15 protein-coding genes are annotated in these 17960 nt (G+C 61.8%); 10 read left to right on the top strand and 5 right to left on the bottom strand.

Annotation, left to right across the window (positions count from 1 at the left end; translation table 11 throughout):
• Nucleotides 1-98 precede the first annotated feature (98 nt).
• The 10 genes from rpoZ (at nucleotide 99) to DKK75_RS05060 (ending at nucleotide 11682) form a co-directional block, all read left to right on the top strand.
• Nucleotides 99-383: a DNA-directed RNA polymerase subunit omega gene (gene rpoZ, locus DKK75_RS05105; protein WP_015022131.1), complete on the top strand. Its 285-nt coding sequence runs from the start codon at nucleotides 99-101 to the stop codon at nucleotides 381-383.
• An 83-nt stretch (nucleotides 384-466) separates the two neighbouring features.
• Nucleotides 467-1687 (top strand): methionine adenosyltransferase, encoded by a 1221-nt coding sequence (gene metK / locus DKK75_RS05100; RefSeq protein ID WP_110452550.1) that lies wholly within the window; start codon nucleotides 467-469, stop codon nucleotides 1685-1687.
• A 121-nt stretch (nucleotides 1688-1808) separates the two neighbouring features.
• Nucleotides 1809-4112, top strand: coding sequence for a primosomal protein N' family DNA-binding protein (locus tag DKK75_RS05095; RefSeq protein ID WP_110452383.1), 2304 nt, complete (start codon nucleotides 1809-1811; stop codon nucleotides 4110-4112).
• A gap of 101 nt (nucleotides 4113-4213) precedes the next feature.
• Complete coding sequence (locus DKK75_RS05090) at nucleotides 4214-4918, top strand: HAD family hydrolase (RefSeq protein WP_110452382.1); 705 nt, start codon at nucleotides 4214-4216, stop codon at nucleotides 4916-4918.
• Between the two features lie 45 nt (nucleotides 4919-4963).
• Entirely contained in the window at nucleotides 4964-5938 is a 975-nt protein-coding gene (gene fmt, locus DKK75_RS05085; protein WP_110452381.1) for a methionyl-tRNA formyltransferase, read from the top strand.
• Nucleotides 5939-6005: 67 nt separating this feature from the next.
• Nucleotides 6006-7592 carry a proteasome ATPase gene (gene arc / locus DKK75_RS05080; RefSeq protein ID WP_110452380.1) on the top strand — a complete coding sequence of 529 codons (1587 nt, stop codon included), beginning with the start codon at nucleotides 6006-6008 and terminating at the stop codon, nucleotides 7590-7592.
• Nucleotides 7589-9094: a depupylase/deamidase Dop gene (gene dop, locus DKK75_RS05075; protein WP_110452379.1), complete on the top strand. Its 1506-nt coding sequence runs from the start codon at nucleotides 7589-7591 to the stop codon at nucleotides 9092-9094. Before arc ends, dop begins: the two co-directional genes overlap by 4 nt.
• Nucleotides 9095-9187: 93 nt before the next feature.
• Nucleotides 9188-10024 carry an inositol monophosphatase family protein gene (locus DKK75_RS05070; protein ID WP_110452378.1) on the top strand — a complete coding sequence of 279 codons (837 nt, stop codon included), beginning with the start codon at nucleotides 9188-9190 and terminating at the stop codon, nucleotides 10022-10024.
• Nucleotides 10025-10078: 54 nt separating this feature from the next.
• Nucleotides 10079-10252 (top strand): ubiquitin-like protein Pup, encoded by a 174-nt coding sequence (locus tag DKK75_RS05065; protein ID WP_258333177.1) that lies wholly within the window; start codon nucleotides 10079-10081, stop codon nucleotides 10250-10252.
• Nucleotides 10249-11682 carry a proteasome accessory factor PafA2 family protein gene (locus tag DKK75_RS05060; RefSeq protein WP_110452376.1) on the top strand — a complete coding sequence of 478 codons (1434 nt, stop codon included), beginning with the start codon at nucleotides 10249-10251 and terminating at the stop codon, nucleotides 11680-11682. The genes DKK75_RS05065 and DKK75_RS05060 overlap by 4 nt, the downstream gene beginning before the upstream one ends.
• Nucleotides 11683-11781: 99 nt before the next feature.
• Here the strand turns inward: DKK75_RS05060 and DKK75_RS05055 are convergent, their stop codons facing one another.
• The 5 genes from DKK75_RS05055 to DKK75_RS05035 form a co-directional block, all read right to left on the bottom strand.
• The gene (locus DKK75_RS05055; protein WP_110452375.1) at nucleotides 11782-12069 is read right to left on the bottom strand and encodes an HU family DNA-binding protein; all 288 of its coding nucleotides are present in this window, start codon (nucleotides 12067-12069) and stop codon (nucleotides 11782-11784) included.
• A 168-nt stretch (nucleotides 12070-12237) separates the two neighbouring features.
• A complete protein-coding gene (locus tag DKK75_RS05050) occupies nucleotides 12238-14709 on the bottom strand; it encodes a lysylphosphatidylglycerol synthase transmembrane domain-containing protein (RefSeq protein ID WP_110452374.1) in 2472 nt (823 codons plus the stop codon).
• A 2-nt stretch (nucleotides 14710-14711) separates the two neighbouring features.
• Complete coding sequence (gene purB / locus DKK75_RS05045) at nucleotides 14712-16157, bottom strand: adenylosuccinate lyase (RefSeq protein WP_110452373.1); 1446 nt, start codon at nucleotides 16155-16157, stop codon at nucleotides 14712-14714.
• A gap of 72 nt (nucleotides 16158-16229) precedes the next feature.
• A complete protein-coding gene (locus DKK75_RS05040; protein WP_146208614.1) occupies nucleotides 16230-17657 on the bottom strand; it encodes a PGAP1-like alpha/beta domain-containing protein in 1428 nt (475 codons plus the stop codon).
• Nucleotides 17654-17845 (bottom strand): hypothetical protein, encoded by a 192-nt coding sequence (locus DKK75_RS05035; protein WP_146208613.1) that lies wholly within the window; start codon nucleotides 17843-17845, stop codon nucleotides 17654-17656. Before DKK75_RS05035 ends, DKK75_RS05040 begins: the two co-directional genes overlap by 4 nt.
• Nucleotides 17846-17960: the final 115 nt, after the last annotated feature.

The following is a 17960-nucleotide window of genomic DNA, read 5'->3' as shown; positions in this document are numbered from 1 at the left end:
TCCCGGCAGAGAAGCAGCTGAAGCTAAAATCGAGCCCGGGCGGTAAAATCATACAGATTGAATGAATGGTTCATCCAGTTGAATTGGAGAAACATCTTATGGCATTCGGTACCGAGCCCCATCCGCAGGGATTTGCGAATCCTCCCATCGACGATCTCATGAAGCACGCCGATTCAAAGTATGCGCTGTCCATCTTTGCGGCCAAGCGGGCCCGTCAGATCAATTCCTATTTCACTCAGCTCAATGAAGGCCTGCTGCAGAACGTGGGCCCCCTGGTCGAGTACCAGAATCAGGAGAAGCCCCTGTCCATCGCCTTCCGTGAAATTAATGAGGGACTGCTGGAGGAGACCTTGGGCGAGGATGATCTGAGCGAAGGCAACTGAGTCTTTGATTCCCGATGCCGGCTCTGTTTGTGGCCGGTGCAGGATCCTCGGACAGTGACGGCTTCAAGACAAAGGTGAATGAAATGACAGAGCGACGGCTGATTTCGGCTGAATCAGTGACCGAGGGCCATCCAGACAAGGTCTGCGACCAGATTTCCGATGCCATTTTGGACGATCTGATCGCCCAGGATCCGCACTCGCATGTGGCTGTAGAGACGTCAGCGGCGACTGGCCTCTTCTTCGTCTTCGGGGAGGTTTCATCCCAGGGCTACACGGACATTCAGTCCCAGGTCCGGTCGGTGCTGCGCAGGATCGGCTACACCTCATCTGATATCGGTCTTGACGCGGATTCCTGCGGCGTCACTGTGGCTCTGAGCGAGCAAAGCAAGGAAATCAATCAGGGCGTGGAACGGCTGTCGGCCAGCCAGGAGAGCGCGGCCACCCGTGAGGAGCGTTACCAGTCCCAGGGGGCCGGCGACCAGGGGGTCATGTTCGGGTACGCCTGCGATGAGACCGACGCGCTCATGCCTCTTCCCATCTATTTGGCCCATCAGCTGGCCTTCCGGCTTGCCCAGGTACGCAAGGAGGGGATCATTCCCCACCTGAGGCCTGATGGCAAGACCCAGGTGACGATCGAATACGATCAGGAAGACAGGCCGCGTCGTGTGGATACGGTCCTTATTTCCACGCAGCATGATCCTGAGGTCGGGCATGACTGGCTGGAGGAGCAGTTGACGGAGCATGTCATCACGCCCGTGCTGGATCGCATCTGCGGCCAGGCCGTCGAGCATCAGGGCTATCGGGTGCTGGTCAATCCGACTGGTTCCTTTGTCCTGGGCGGTCCTGCAGCTGATGCAGGACTGACCGGACGCAAGATCATCGTGGACACCTATGGCGGTGCAGCCCATCATGGAGGCGGTGCTTTCTCAGGCAAGGATCCCAGCAAGGTCGACCGGTCCGCTGCTTATGCTGCACGTTGGGTGGCCAAGAACATCGTGGCCGCTGGACTGGCGCACAAGGTCGAGGTCCAGGTGGCCTATGCCATTGGCGTGGCCGATCCGGTCAGCGTCAACGTGGAAACATACGGCACTGAGCAGGGAGTCACACGGGAGCAGATCCAGGAAGCCGTGCGCGAGGTCTTCGACCTGCGGCCTGCAGCCATCATCGATGAGCTGGATCTGTTGAGGCCCATTTACGCCAAGACTGCGGCATACGGGCACTTTGGCCGGGAGGACCCCGACTTCACCTGGGAGCAGGTGGACAAGGTGGGTGAGCTCAAGGCCGCCATTGGCGTGAACAGGTAATAGCTGATCGTCAAGGACCACGGCGGATTTCCAGGTCATCGACCGGGGGAAGTCGTCGTGGTTCTCTCATAGGGCCAGCTGCAGCTGGCAAGCCAGACGATTGAAAGCGAGGGGAGGATCCATGGATTCGCAGGCCGTCAGTCAGCCTGCCCTGGACGGTCTTGCCCCACGCCGTCGTTCGAACAGCAGTCGAAAGAAAGCTCAGCGCCGACCGGCTGAAGAATTTCCTGTGGCACGGGTGGTGCTGGATGTGCAGGCCACTCATTTGGGCGGGACCTTCGATTATTTGGTGGACGGCGACCAGGATGACCATGCTCAGCCGGGATGCCTGGTTCGCGTTCGATTCGGGGCGCGCAGGGTCAACGGCATCATCTGGGAGCGCGTCGCAGACAGCCAGGTTCCGCACGCCTCCCTGCGCTACCTGGAGCGAGTGGTGCTGGATCGCAGCCTGATATCGCCTTCCCTGCGCGCGGATATTACCGCCATAGCCAGGGCCTACGGTGGTACTGAGGCCAACATACTGCGGCTGGCCCTGCCTCCTCGTGTAGCCCGCATCGACAAGGAGCAGCAGCTGGTTCCCGGTCAGCCCCGATCGGCATCCGATCCTGCCTGGGTGGCCGTACTGGCCCATCGACACAGGAATCTGAAACAGAGGCTTGATCAGGGCTATCTGGGGCTGGAGAAGCTTGACCAGTCGCTGGAGGATGATACTTTCACCGCCTTTATGGCAGACATTCTGCCCGGTGTGGACCAGGCCGCCCTACTGGCTGCCAGGGTTCTGACAAGCGCTCTGCTGGCCGGACGATCGGCGATTATGGTGCTGCCAGGCACTCGTCAGGTGGCCCACCTGTCCGCAGTGCTCCAGCAGCTGGGCCTGCGCCCCTTTGGCCCTACGATCGCTGCTGGTCCAGGCCAGCAGGAGGCGCGCGGCTGGTCCGGTGATTTCGCCATTCTGGACAGCAGCATGGCCCCCGCCGAGCGCTATAGGGCCTACCTTGCGCTGGCCTCCGGTCAGGTCCGCTGCGCCATTGGGCTGCGGGCCGCCATGTACGCTCCGGTGGAAGGTCCTGCTCTCTTCGCACTGATGGACGATGCCAGCTACCAGTATGCCGATGGGATGATGCCCTATGCCAATGCCCGCGGAGTGCTGAGGCTGCGGGCGCGTGCCCATGGCGGCGTCTTTCTTGCCATGGCCCGTGCCAGAAGCATACGTTCCCACTGGGAGAGTCTGCCCGAGGCCACCGAGGCGGACTCAGGGGTGACCGGACCAGGCAAAGCCTTGACGCTTGATCGGTCTGCAGTGACGACCCTGATCCCCTGGATCCGCTGGCTGAACCGGGAGGAACTGAGCCGTCTGGCCGACCCGACCATGGGCGCCCGGGTGCCTCATACCGCCGTCGCCGTCATCAACCAGGCCCTGGAGCGCGGCCCGGTTCTGCTGTCCATACCGCAGGACGGCATCTTCGAAAGTCTGAGTTGCGCTCGTTGTCATCATCAGGCTCGTTGCCCGCGCTGCACCGGGCCCCTGCGTGCCCGGCGGCCTGGCGCGCCTCGATGCGCCTGGTGCGGGGCTGCGGCGACGGACTGGTCCTGCCCGGATTGCGGAGGCTCACGGCTCCGGGTGATCAGGGTGGGTGCCGCTGGAACGGCTCAAGAGCTGCGCATGCTCTTCAGGAATGTACCCATCGTTATCTCCTCGCCAAACCAGCCCCGCGGGGTGGTGGAGCGTGTACAGGATCGTCCCAGTCTGGTCATCGCCACCCCAGGGGCCGAGCCTAGGGTGGTCAGTTCCAGCATCAATGACGGAAATGATGACACTGGCGATCTGGATCTGCCCAGGCTGTCGCAAGGATACCGGGCCGTGGCCATTCTGGATGCCTGGACCAGCCTGTATGCCCAAGGCGTTGATGCGCGTATGGACACCCTGGGAGCCTGGATGCACGTGGCCTCCTTCTGTCGCTCCCGGGCTCAAGGGGGGCAGGTGCTCCTGCTGGGGGAGAGTGATCCGCAGCTGGCCCAGGCGCTGATGACCTGGAAGGGACCGGTGCTGGCCGCCGCCGATCTGGAGGACCGTCGTCTGACTGCCTTGCCACCTGCGGTCGGCATGGCTGCGATCTGGGGTGAAAGAGAGGCTGTTGCCTGGATGCTGGATACCGTCGGGATTGCTCCGGGGCAGGAAGCGATGACAGATACAGGTCCAGAGCCGGTCCCAGCCCTGCTAGGTCCCGTATCCATGCCCCAGCCCTCCACGCTGAAGACTGGCTATCTGGAGGGAACTCAGGATAGGGTCCGGGCCCTGGTTCGAGTTCCCGTTAGCCGTCGGGACAAGCTAGCGGATGAGCTCAAGCAGGCTCAGGCCAGGTACATGGCCGGCCGCGGGCGCGGAGAGCTGCACTTCCGAATGGACCCCAAGGATTTGACCTGACTGCTGCTCCAGTGGCTTATGCACTGGGTCTATGCGACGTGATTTCATGAGGGGGCGCAGGCAGAGGCGTTTATGAACGGATTCAAGAAAGGCGGAGAGGCATGAAGGGATGGCCTGGCGAGATCCGGATTGAGGCAGATGTGATCCAGGCTGAGCAGGAAGCGACTCAGGCTCAGGGTCAGCCCATTGAACAGGTTATCTTCGACTTCGGCAACGTCCTGATCGGCTGGAGGCCCGAGATGGCCATGGTGGCCCGATACGGGCGCAGGAGCATCGAGGCCATGCTGGATGACAGCCGGTCCGGCTTCTACCGGGCCAACAACATGATGGACGGCGGAGCCACCTGCGCCCAGGCTCGTGACTGGGTAGCCGACAACTGCGGATCCCCATGGGATGACATGTTCGCCTATTATTGCGACCACTTTGTCGATTCGCTGACCGGCCCTGTTCCCGGTGCCCGCATGCTGGTGGAGGATCTCAAAGCGGCTGGCCTGGGCGTCTGGGGATTAACCAACTGGGGATCCGAACTCTTCCATTACGCTTGGGATGGCGACTCTTTTTTGCATAGGCTGGATGGAGTGGTGGTCTCAGGCCCTATCCATATGCGTAAGCCCGACCCGGCCATCTACCGGTACGCCTTGGATCGGTTCGGAATCCAGGCTGACAGGACCCTCTTCGTGGATGACAAGGGTATGAATGTAGTCGGTGCGAACAAGGCAGGCATCCGCAGTCTGCGATTCAGCGATCCCTACGGGCTGCGCACTGCTCTGATTGAAGCAGAGGTGAATATTCCTCAGGTGCAGTGAAAGTGCAGCGGCCCAAAGCCGTCAGATGAAAAGGAGATTGCCGATATGGTCATGACATTGCTGTTTGCGGGCACACCCCAGGTTGCCTTGCCATCTCTGAGATTGCTGGCGGCCGATCACGAGCATTTCCGGGTTGCTGCCGTGCTCACCAGACCCGACGCGCCTCAGGGGCGTGGAAGGCATCTGCAGCCCAGCCCAGTCAAGACTGAGGCCCTGAAGCTGGGGATCCCCGTTCTTGAGGACAACCCCTCCGACCCGGATTTTCTGGCGCGGCTGCAGGATACTGGTGCCCGCTGTGCTGCCGTGGTGGCTTACGGGCGGATCCTGCGCCAGTCGGTCCTGGATGCCTTGGAAGGCGGATGGTACAACTTGCACTTCTCTTTACTGCCGCAGTGGCGGGGGGCAGCTCCGGTCCAGCGGGCCATATGGGCTGGGGATACCATCACTGGTGCCACGGTTTTCCGCCTGACGGCTGGGATGGATGAAGGCCCCATCCTGGCTCAGTCCACAGTGGAAATCGGTCCGCACGAGACCGCGGGCGAGCTGCTGGATCGGTTGGCCGAGGATGGATCCCACCTGCTGGCTGCCAGCCTGGAGGCCCTTTCGGAAGGCCGGATTCAACCCAAGGAGCAGACGCATGGCGCCTACCAGGTAGCCGCTAAAATCACCCATGAGGATGCTCGCATGCGTTTCGATGTACCCGTCTTCGCCTTGGATCGGCAGGTCCGGGCCTGCAGCCCGGAACCGGGAGCCTGGTGCCTGTTCCAGCGGGGCGATGATCTTCAGGACAGACAGACAGGACTGAGCGTGCTCATGGCGGCACCCGCTCGAGGGGACGAATCCGATCTTCCGGAGCATCTTGAGCCAGGCCGGTTGGCTATGGGTCGTCGTCACCTCTGGGTTGGCACCAAGACCCTGCCTTTGGAGCTTCAGATGGTCAAGGCTGCCGGCAAGCGCGCCATGAAGGCCACGGACTGGGCTCGTGGAGCTCGTTTGGAGGATGGGGCCCGCTGCAGTTGAGCCCCTTCGCCCGGCAAACCGCTCTGTCCGGGCTGTGATTCCAGGGGATGGACAAAGGAGGGAAGCCATGCAGTCCGATGATGCCGATTATGCTGACGATGAGCAAGCCAGCGGCACTGAACCAGCTAATGACCTAGGTCAGGCCGAGGACCGGCGCAGCCGTGCTTTGGCTGCGGCGCTGACCAGAGCTGCTAAAGAGCTGTCCAAGGCCAAGAGTCAGTTGGCCCAGTTGGCTCAACCGCCCTTGACGCTCGCTCTCGCTCTGGGCGTGGATTCTGTCGCCTATGACAGTCAGGGTGTGCAGCAGGCCCGCCTGCTGATTCTGAACGGCTCCAGGCGGATGGTGGTGCCCTTGGCGCCCGATATCCAAGCTGAACGGATCAGGGCTGGACAGGAGGTTCTGCTCAACGCCGATATGGTAGTGGTGCGCGTAGGCGATCAGCCGGTGACCGGGCAGGTCCGCATGCTTCGGCAGACCTTGGAATCCGGTGCTCTGCTGGTGGAGGATCCTTCCGGGCAGACCCGCGTCGCTGCACGAGCAGGATCTCTGCAGAACCAGCCGATCGAAGCGGGCAGCGCCTTGCTTATGGACGAAAGCTGCTCTTTGGCCCTCGCCGTTCTGTCTGAGTCTGATCAGGCCGACATGTTGCTGGAGGAGACTCCTGACGTGGATTTCTCGAATATTGGCGGCTTGGACAGGCAGATCGAGCGTATCCGCGATGCAGTCCAGCTGCCCTTCCAGCATGCCGGTCTGATGCGTCGTTATGGGCTCCAGGCCCCCAAGGGTGTTCTGCTCTATGGGCCGCCTGGCAATGGCAAGACCATGATCGCCAAGGCCCTGGCCCGCGCCCTGGCTCAGGAGAGCGACGGTCACGGGGTCTTCCTGTCGGTCAAGGGCCCAGAAGTGCTCAACAAGTTCGTGGGCGAGTCAGAACGTCTGATCCGCCGTCTGTTCGCACGCGCCCGCGGTCTGGCAGGCCAGGGTGGACCGGTGGTGGTTTTCATCGACGAGATGGATGCCTTGCTCCGCACTCGCGGATCGGGCATCTCGTCGGATGTGGAGACGACAATCGTCCCCCAGTTTCTGACAGAGCTGGACGGTGTTGAGTCCCTGGATCAGGTCATGGTCATCGGCGCTTCCAACCGCATTGACATGATCGACCCGGCGGTTCTGCGCCCAGGGAGGCTGGATGTCAAGATCCGCATCGACCGGCCCGACAGGACCAGGTCGGCAGCCATCCTGGGCAAATATTTGGGCTCAGATATGCCCATGGAGGATGGTGCCGGGCCGGAGGATCTGATCCAGGTGCTGGTCGACGGGCTTTTCACCCGGGATAATGACCACCTGCTGGGCAGGATCATGGATGCCTCAGGCCGCTGGCAGCCTCTCTACCTGGAGTCTGTGGTCTCGGGTGCTATGCTGCATAACCTCGTTGATCGGGTCAAGACCATGGCGGTCAAGGCCTCAATCGAACAGGGTCGACAGGTGGGGCTTGACCGTGAGCTCTGCATGAGAGCGGTCAGTGGGCAATATCAGGACACTCTGGAGGAGCTTTGCGGCCAGGACCCGGATCGTTGGGCCGATCTGGCTGGACTACGCCCGGGGCAGGTTCAGGAGGTTCGCCCAGTCGACGGGTCCGAGGGCCAGTCATGAGTACAGGGCGGGTCATGGGCACCGAGACGGAGTATGCCATTGACGACCCCAAGGATCCAGGCGCTGATCCACGTACGCTGGCTCTGCGTCTGGTGAGGGCTGCCGCTGAGCCGGACTTGGCTCACATCCGTTGGGACTATGGGAGTGAGGATCCGGTCAATGACGCCAGGGGAGGTCGGCTGCCACGTTCCGCTGCCGCTCCGAGCATGCTCACTGATGCGCCCGAGGCCCGGCTGATCGATGTGGCAGCTCCCAATGGCGCGCGGATTTATGTGGATCATGCCCATCCTGAGTATGCCTCGGCGGAAACGGTGAATGCCTTCGATGCGCTGGTCCAGGACCGCGCGGGCGATCGGATGATGGCTGAGGCCGCTGGCAGGGCCGGAGGCCTGGCCCTCTACAAGAACAATGTAGACGGCAAGGGTGCGGCCTGGGGATCCCATGAGAACTATCTTATGGACAGGGCCGTGCCCTTCGCCAGGGTAGCGGCCCTGATGACCATTCACTTCGTCACCCGGCAGATCTACACCGGCTCGGGAAGAGTGGGTCTAGGACCCAGGAGCGAAGAGGCCGGCTTTCAGCTTAGCCAGCGCGCCGACTATCTGACCAGCCGCATTGGACTGCAAACCACCTTCGGGCGGCCGATCATCAATACCAGGGATGAGTCACATGCAGGTCCGGGCAGCCGCCGTCTTCATGTGATTGTGGGCGATGCCAATCGGCTGGACGCGCCCTTGGTCCTCAAGTTGGGGACCACTGATCTGCTGCTGGGGCTCCTGGAGTCCGAGGGCGATTCGACCGGTCAGGTCGATGAACTGCTGGATCGCTGGACGCTGGATGATCCGGTATCGGCCCTGCACACGGTTTCGCGAGATGCCACCCTGACAAAGCCGCTGGCCTTGGCAAACGGAGGATGTGCCGATGCGCTGACCATCCAGAAGGCATTGCTGGATGCGGTCCGCCAGGCCAGACGGGATATCAACCGGTCCGAACTTACTGACAACCGGGTTCTGAACCTCTGGAAGCAGGTGCTCGAGGATCTGGCTGCAGTGCGTTCGGGCGACGATGATGCCCGTCTGGCCATGCAGGATCAGGCAGGCAGATTGGAATGGCTGCTCAAATGGCAGCTCTTGGAGCGACTGCGTCGTCGCCGAGTCATACCGGATTGGTCGGATCCTCGGCTGGCGGCCCTGGATCTGGCTTGGGCGCGGGTGGTTCCCGGCCGTGATTTGCCTTGGCGACTCAGAGGATCCGTTTTGCGGCTGGCCAATCCCGACCAGGTCGTCAGGGCCATGGACCGAGGGCCGGAGCAGACCCGAGCCTGGTGCCGTTCCCTGCTGCTCCACCGTTGCCCTACTGAGGTCAGAGCCGTCTCCTGGAGTAGGGTCATTCTTGAGGAGCAGGGGCCGGATGAGGAGCGTAGGACCAGGATTGTGGATCTGTCTGATCCGCTGGGGCACACACGGGCCTCCATCCGGGACGACTGCGACATATACTGCTGATAGCGCATGGAATAGTTCGATACTCGACCTGACGACCACCGGTGGGCCACGGTCGATAATGCCTAGACCGCCCGTTTGAAAGAGAAGAGAAGTATGGAATTGCGCGAGTTGGCCATGCAGGCCGCCACCATCGCTGTGGAGGCCGGCCGTCATGCCCTCCAGGACCAGATCAACCCTCACGATCCACGCTCCACCTTGGCCATCGGCCAGGGCACTCAGTTCACGCCGGATATCGATACACGTCTGATCCGTTACTGCCGGACCAAGATCGCTGCCCTGGACCCTATGGATGGCTTCTGGGAGGAAGAGGCCGGCAACCGCTGTCCAGGCGGCCGCTATTGGTGCCTGGGCCATATCGACGGCCCGGTCAACTATGTGCGCAACATGGCCGAATGGACGCTGACGATCTCCCTGTTCGCCGTGGATGAGAAGGATCACGCTTCACCGGTCCTGGGCATCGTCCATGCGCCGGTGCTGGGCCTGACCTATCTGGCCGCCAAGGGGGAGGGCGCCATCAGAATCCGACGTACCATCGTGGGCGACAAACGTGAGAAGATCATTCCCTCCACTATGACCTCCCTGAATGGATCAGTAGTCAGCTTCGGCATGTCCTACTTCCCCAACGAGTCCGAAAAGGTTCTGCAGATCGTTTCGCGCATGGCCGGCAAGCCTGCCGACATCAAGCGCGTCGGCCCGGTTTCGCTGGATTTGTGCCGGGTGGCGGACGGCAGTTATGATGCCTACTTCGAACCGGCTCTGCATTCCTGGGACATCCCTGCAGTCTCTGCGGCGGCTGTCGTGGTCCGTGAGGCCAAGGGCACCCTCTGGCGCTGGGACGGCGGGCATGTGCGCTGGGAGGGCAGGAACGACGTGGTGGCCACCAACGGGCTCATTGCGGAGGATCTGAACGCTTATCTCATCGGGCGCTGATCCGCGCCGGGAAGGAGAACGACCATGGCTGAGGCATCTCAGCAAGGACGGCGCATGACCGTCGGGCAGCAACAGGAGCAGGAAGAGGATCTGCCACAGACCGGTGCACGTGAACAGGACCAGGCAGCTGAGTCTGATCTCGATGCTGTCCTGGATGACATCGAGACCACTCTTGAGACCAACGCCAAGGAGTATGTGCAGGGCTTCGTTCAGAAGGGCGGCCAGTGATTCATGGGGGCGGGCAGGGGACAGGCTCAGACTTTCACAGGATATTCGGCATCGAGACCGAGTATGGGCTGAGCCTGACCGGTGTCAGCGGCCCTTATGCTGCCGGCAGGGTGGCCATGGCCATGTTTCGTCCGCTGATTGATAGGCGCGGGTCCACCAATGTCTATCTGTCCAACGGCGCCCGACTCTACTTGGACGTGGGCTCTCACCCGGAGTATGCCACTGCAGAGGCCCGTGATCCGCTGACGGCGCTGACGCAGGTGCTGGCCGGTGAGCGGATGATGACCGGCCTTGCAAGGCGCGCTCAGATGCGCCTTGCGGAGGATCTGGGCAGGCCTGTGAGGGTTCATGTCTTTGCCAACAACGTGGATGCCCAAGGTCATGCCTTCGGCTGCCATGAGAACTACCTGCTGGACCGTCGAGTCCCCTTGGACATGATTAAAGCCTGTCTGGTCCCTTTTCTCGTCACCCGACAGCTGATCACCGGAGCGGGTCGCCTGAGCCCCGATGGGTTCCAGCTCAGCCAGCGGGCCGACTTCCTGGATGAGGCGGTCTCCTCGGCCACCACCCGTGCCCGTCCCATGGTCAACACCCGTGACGAGCCTCTGGCTGATCCCGAACGATGGCGGCGTCTGCATGTGATCGTAGGGGATACCAACCGGTCGCCGCTGGCCACTTGGTTCAAGATGGCTAGCACCCACTTGGTTTTGAACCTGATCGAGCAAGCCTGTCGCCAAGGCCGACAGCCTGACCTGGCCGACTGGGCCCTAGCTGATCCACGTGCGGCTGTACGAGCCGTCAGCCGTGACCGGACCGGGCGCGTCACTTTGGAGCTGCAGGCTTCCACGAAGACCGGCGGCATCAGCGCTCTGAGTCTGCAAGAGGCCTATTGGTCGGCCTGCAAGACCTTGTTGGATCAGCAGGAGGATACGGGAATCGGTCGGCCCCAGGCCCTGCGTGTTCTTCAACTTTGGAGGACTGCCTTGGATGCGTTGGACGCAGGGCGTTGGCAGGATTTGGCTGACTGGGTGGACTGGGCAGCCAAGCTGCGGCTGCTCCAGGGCTTGAGTCGACGAGGCGCCGGACGGGCTCTGGCCGATGCCCTGGACCTGGACTATCACGATCTCAGCGCGGGACGAGCCTACCCCGGTCTGGTCAGGCATGGGCTCATGCAATCGCCGGTCAACGACTCCGAGGTGAGGCGCGCCATGGACCGACCTCCAGAGGATACCCGGGCCCGTCTGCGTGGCGACTTCGTCCGTGCCGCAGATCAGGGAACACGCTCATGGTCATGCGACTGGAGCCACTTGGTCCTGGGCGGTTCACGTCGAGTTGAGGTGAACCTGCCTGATCCCCTCGACTATCTGGGCCCACCCCGTTACCGCTCACTGATGGATTTCCTGAAAGATGGCACAGAGCCGCGTAAATAGGGTCCGGTCTGCAGCGGCGGCCAATCGTCGGATCTACTGGAAAAGGAAGGGCCTCGGCATCCGTGAATGGATGCCGAGGCCCTTGCGAAGAGGCTTGCTTCACTTCTTGTTGGCAACGGCCTTCTTCAGGAGCGAACCTGCAGAGATGCGCACGCCATAGCTGGCCGGAATCTTGATGGTCTCACCGGTGCGAGGGTTGCGGCCTGTGCGGGCGGCACGCTTAACGCGCTCGGCCGAGAACAGACCGGTCAGCTTCAGACCCTCGCCGGACTTCATGGCCTCGACGAAGACGTCCTGAAAGGCGTTGACGGCAGCCTCCGCCTGAGCCTTGGTCAGGTTGGACTTCTGCGCGATCTTCGACACGAGATCAGACTTGTTGTATGCCATAGAATATCCTTCTTTCGGGGGCCTCCCACTGCTTGATTGGGGAAAGCCCAACGGTCAATGACCGATATTAGCGCAGGTTAGGCCCAAATACCGCATTTTCCGGGGGTTTCCGACATTTCGTCATGTGATTTTTGAGCTCCTTGGGATAGAGACTGCCCGAGGGGCCCTTCAAATGCGATTGTGGCTGCTCAGCCAGCGCATGGCCAAGGCTCCCAGAGGGATGCGCAGCCAGTAGGTGGCTACTCGGAAGACCAGAGTGGCCGAGATGGCCACGCCCGATGGAACGCCAGCCAGGCGGAAGGCAGAGAAGAGCACCGCTTCTATGGCACCCAGGCCGCCTGGTGTGGGGACAGCTGAGCCTAGCGTGTTGGCCAGGAGGAAGACGAAGGTGGTCTCGAAAACGTTGGTCCGGCAGCCGAAGGCCATCAGGGCGGCCCAGAAACTCATGCCTAGGGCGGCTGACTGCAGCACGGCTCCAAGGACGGCCACCACTAGCTGCCTGGGCTGAGTCAGAATCTCCACAAGGTGGCGGGCGTAGGAGGTTACGATAGGCATCAGCCGCTCCATGACCAACCGTCTCGTGTAAGGCACGGCCATGATCAGGGCTGCGATGATGGCCACCGTCCCGATGACGATGACCAGGGTGTTGGTGGGGATCATCCCGGAAAGGGTGTTGCGCCCGGTAAACAGCCCGATGACGATCAGCAGGCAGAAGGTGGTCGCAAACTGCACGGCCACCACTGCGCTCATGATGGCCGTGGCCATGGTGTTGTCATAACCGTCCCGTCGCAGGAACTGCAGATTGACGAATGCTGGCCCCACGCCGGCGGGCATGGAGACCGAGGTGAACGAGGAGGCGACCTGGGACAGGAAGATGCCCTTGAAGTCGCGCCTGGCCGGGTTGATGAAGACTCCTAGGGTGATGGCGCAGCCCACCCAGGACAGTGACCCCAGCAGGAAAGAGAGTCCAGCCATCCAAGGGTTGGCATTGCGGACTGCACTGATGACCTGCGGCAGGTTGAACTGGGTGATGATGACGGCAACAGCAACTACCAACAGGGCCAGGGCTACGAAGCTGCGCAGACTGAAGCGCGAGAGGGTTACCTGGCCGGTCTCAGCCACCGACTCAGGTGGAGCCAAGGTCTGCAGATGTTTGCGCAGGTCAGTCAGAAGCTGTCGATCCCAGCCGGGCAGGGCCTGAGTCTGCGCAGGAATGGCCACCAGCTGGCAGAATGGCGACAGTCCCGCCAGTGTCTTGCCCCCCCAGGAGGCACGGGCGGCTGTGATGGCTTGATCCACGCCGATCATCGTGGCTATCAGGGCGAGAAGCTGGATCCGGTCCAGGGCGATGTTGGCCTGGGAGCTGGCGCTGTCGCCATTCTCCCAGCCGGCGATGACCACGGAGCCTGACTGGTCCATGGCTAGGGTTTCTGGTCGGATGCGGCGGTGGGTAAAGCCGCGCTCGTTGGCCCGGCGAAGGTAATCCATCAGCTGCTTGGCTCTGTCCGTGTCCAGGCTTCCGGGTTCCAGGGGCCTAAGATGGACGTCATCCTCCAAAACCAGAATTGAGGATTCGGCACTCTCTGCCAGGCCATAGGGGTGAAGGGCAGTCAGTCCCAGATCCCGTAACTCAGTGAGCATGGCCATGTGGTGTTGCATAGAGTTTCTGACCGACCGGTCCCGGCGCATGGAGACTCCGGACAGCTTGATCCACTGCCAGAGCTGCATCAGATAGCCTATGGTGTGCAGCTGGCCGTCCATGACCGACACCGTGTAAGTTCGGCCGTTTCTGTCATGAGCCTTGTAGATGCGGGAGGCCTCGATAAGGTCGTCGTCAAGGGCTGGCAGAGGCTGTCCATCAGCGTCCAGATTGAGATCCTGACGTTCCAGGCTCGCGGCGTGGATGCCGATTGAGGCTATGGCTTGCACCACTGCCTGCCCCCAGGCGCCCTGGTTCTGTGTGCCAGCCACGTATCGAACCACCATGCCCATGATCCGTCCCAGGATCAGCGAGACTAGGACTCCGCTGGCCGAATTGGAGGATATGGCTACCATGATGACGGCCACTATGTATAGAGCGTTCCATCCCCATTTGACCGAGCTACGCAGACGACGGGGTCCTGCAGCGCTTAGGAAGGCTGCCAGTCCAGCATAGAAGTCAGGCAGCAGGACGGGCGAACCTATGGCGTTCTGAGAACTGAATGCGGCGATCAGGGTCGGGTTGCCCGCCTTCAGAATCAGGTTCGAGGTCAGCAGGACCAGCCCAAACCCTAGGAACATGGCCAGGGGCGCAGTGATGGCCTGGATCCACTCCCTATTGATCAGCAGGTGGACAAGCACGGCCAGAACCACGGTCACGGTCACTGCCTGTTGAAGGAAGGCGGTGGGTACGTCCATGAGCCAATCCATGGCATTGCCGGCCTGGCGCATGTCCGATTCGACCCCTGCGGCTATGCCTTTCAGATAGACCGCCGCCAGGGTGACTAGAATTCCCAGGATCAGAGCTGCCAAGGCTCGGAGCAGATCCTCGGCATCATGGACCCGCCGGGGCGGGGTATCACGGATGACGACCTGGTCTGCCTGCACAGAGTCGGCGGGATCGGTGTCCTCGGAGGTGATGGTCGACTGGGACGGGGTCATGGTCAGTCGCGATCGAAGTCCACCAGGGTTCCGGCTGTGCCGGTATAGGTTGCCGGCGTCAGGGCCTTGAGCCGACTGGTCGTGTCCTGGTCCAGATCCAGGCCATCGATGAAGTGCTCGACATCCTCCCGACCGATCCTCTTGCCCCGCATCAGCTCCTTGACCTGCTCATATGGGTGATCCATGCCTGAGCGTCCGGCCAGTCCAGCGGCCCTCATGGCCGTCTGTATGGGCTCGCCCAGGACCTCCCAGTTGCCATCCAGCTCGTGGGCCATCAGTGCCTTGTCCGGGTGGATGGTCTGCAGGCCACCGTCCAGGTTGTCAAGAGCCAGCAGACTATAGCCCAGGGCCGAACCGATATTGCGTTGAGTGGTGGAATCGGTCAAGTCCCGCTGCCAGCGGGTTTCGGTCAGAGTGGTGGCCAGGGTGTCCAGCAGAGCTCCTGAGATTTCCAGATTGGCTTCGGCGTTCTCGAAGCGTATGGGGTTGACCTTGTGGGGCATGGTGCTGGATCCTGTTGCGCCTTTGACAGGTTCCTGGGCGAAGACGCCACGGGAGATGTACATCCAGACATCCACGGCCAGGTTGTGCAGGATTCGGCCCAGGTGGGCGATGCTGCCGAAGAGCTCGGCCTGCCAGTCGTGGGACTCGATCTGGGTGGTCAGCGGGTTCCAGACCAGGCCCATCCGCTCCACGATGAAGGTCCGTGTCAGATCGATCCAATCCACTTGCGGCAGGGCGGCCATATGGGCGCCAAGCGTTCCAGTGGCACCATTCATCTTGCCCATGTAGTCCTGACTGCGGATTCTGTTCAGCTGCCGATGCAGCCGGCGGACATAGACCGCCATCTCCTTGCCCAGGGTGGTGGGCGTGGCCGGCTGGCCGTGGGTCAGGGCGAGCATGGGCAAATCCCGGTATTGTTCCGCCATAGCCGCCAGATGATCCTCAATCCGATCGGCCTTGGGGAGCCAGACCTGTTCGACCCCGCCTCGGATGCAGCGGGCATAGGCCAGGTTGTTGATATCCTCGCTGGTGCAGGCGAAGTGGACCAGGGGCGCCAGCCTAGGGAGTTGGGCCTTGGGGCCAAGAGCTGTGGCCGCAGCCTTAAGACGGCGGTCGATGTAGTATTCCACAGCTTTGACGTCGTGGTGGGTCTGGGCTTCGATACCCGCCAGTTCGTCGATGCCATCGGCATCGAAATCCTCAGGGATGGCTCGCAGGTAGGCCTGTTCCGTCTCAGTCAGAGGATCTACGCCCGGCAGAACCGGGTGCTGGCCATTTCCCTGGTAGCCATTGGCCAGCATGATCATCCATTCGACCTCGACCCGCATGCGCTCGCGGTTCAAGGCGGCTTCGCTCAGATAGTCCACCAGTCCTGCGGTCTGTTTGCGATAACGTCCGTCTAGGGGATTGAGGGGGATGACTGGGATAATTCGGCTCAGGTTCATGCCTCCAGCCTAGACGACCGGGCCAACCACCAGGAACCGGCATGGGCGCTTCCGGCGGAGCGCGTGTCCAGCTCATCGTCGCAGCCTGCCGCGGTAGTAGCGGGTCTCTTGCAGATTGCCCCGGATGGCATGGGCGAAATGGTCGTCCTGACGACGTACTGCTGGTGAGTTCTGGTCTCGGGCATCGTTCCAGGCTGCATGCTGGTAGGCCATGCCATGGGTCGATTCCTTGCCGGGGCCGGTAGTGGTCACTGTCCGGCCAGTCTGACTGCCTCCTGGAGGGGGAGGGCCGCCTGCTCTTCCTCTGATGGTCAGTTGATTGGGTCGGGAGGGGTTGTCGGCTCCATCAAGGCTGGAGACCAGCTCCTCACGCATCTCAACGCTGGTGACCCAGGTGTCTGAACCTATCTGGCGGTGGGCGATGGGCGATCCGACAGTCACGATGTGATCGAAGCGGTAGCGGTCCGAAAGATCCGTGGCCATGGTGGCGGCCACGATGCCGCCCTGGGAATGGCCCACCAGGCTGACCGGGTCGTCTGGCCGCACCCCTGCATCCCTCATGGCCTGGTCCACTAGACGCAGAGAGGCCGCCCTGTCGCGCACTGAAGCCCTGTCGCTCATGAGCTGGATGTTCTGGGCCCAGCCGATAGGGGAGTCCAGATGGGAGCTGGTGCCTGGTATGTATACCAGCCAGCGATCCTTGCCGTCGGCTTCCTGATAGCGTTGTACGGCGACGGTTGCATAGGGAATGCCATCACGACAGGAACCTAAGGTCTCCAGATTGCTCAGAGCGCTGGAAATGTCATGAGCCTCGCCCAAGCCCTTGCCCTGTGGCTGAACAGGATCCATTGCTATTTGGTCACCCTGAAAATGATCAAGTATCAAGGGCACCAGCAGGCCCGGGCCTGTGACCAATCCTCCTATGGGATCATGGTGGTCCGAGGACAGGCCGGAAGCCACGGCTGTCAGCAGGGGTTGATGGATGCCAGCTGTAGTCTCCAGAAATTCCTGGAATTGCGAGGCATCCAAGTGGCCGGTCAGTTTGGCTGCTCCCAGTCCTATTCCAGCGGTTCCCAGCATGAGCGGGGCAATAGGCTGACAGACCGTAAAGGCCTTGGACATCAGGGAGCCGATCAGCCTTTCCATGAATGATTCAGCCTGTGAATACAGCCCGTAGGCCTTGGTCAACCGGTCGGCCACAGACTGAAGCCGGGTGCGCAGGTCTTCGCAGGCCTGTGCCTGGTCGTTGCAGAAGGTCGCCATCAGAACCAGAGGCAGATGGGCGTGACCCGGCTGCGGCGTGGCAGCCTGGGTGCAGGGGAGGGCCGGTAGTCCTGGCATGGTTCTGCGAATGGCCTGATTAGTAAGAATCCATTGGGACTGCATGGTGGCCAGGGCACTCCCTGCCTGGTTGAGCCGGTCCGCCATACCGGTCAGGTGCTCCAGCTCGGTGCGTGTATAGCCGTTGGCATCGGGGGCGGCGGTGATCGTCCGCCTCAAGGCCGACACTCTTGATCGATCAGGTTCAGTGTGCGTCCTGCCTGGATACGCTGATCCTGACAGAAGGCATCCATGGCCCGTATCTGGGTTCTATAGGTCTCAGAGGCCCGCCCTTGCCAGTCGACCCTCAAAGCCTGATCGGCTAATTCGCTCAGGTGGACCAGAGTTGTTCGTGACTGTTGCGCCATGTCGGACAGCATGGCTCGGCATCGGGCTGCTCGCGCATGGCAGGGGCAGGCTTGGGCCGTGTCTGGATCGGCAAGGTAGGACGGCTGAGCAAGGAAGGGACCCAGGGTGGGTGGT

The sequence above is a fragment of the Bifidobacterium asteroides genome, from assembly GCF_003202695.1.
GTDB classification, from domain to species: Bacteria; Actinomycetota; Actinomycetes; order Actinomycetales; family Bifidobacteriaceae; genus Bombiscardovia; species Bombiscardovia asteroides_G.
This window is presented reverse-complemented; position numbering and strand designations above follow the sequence as displayed.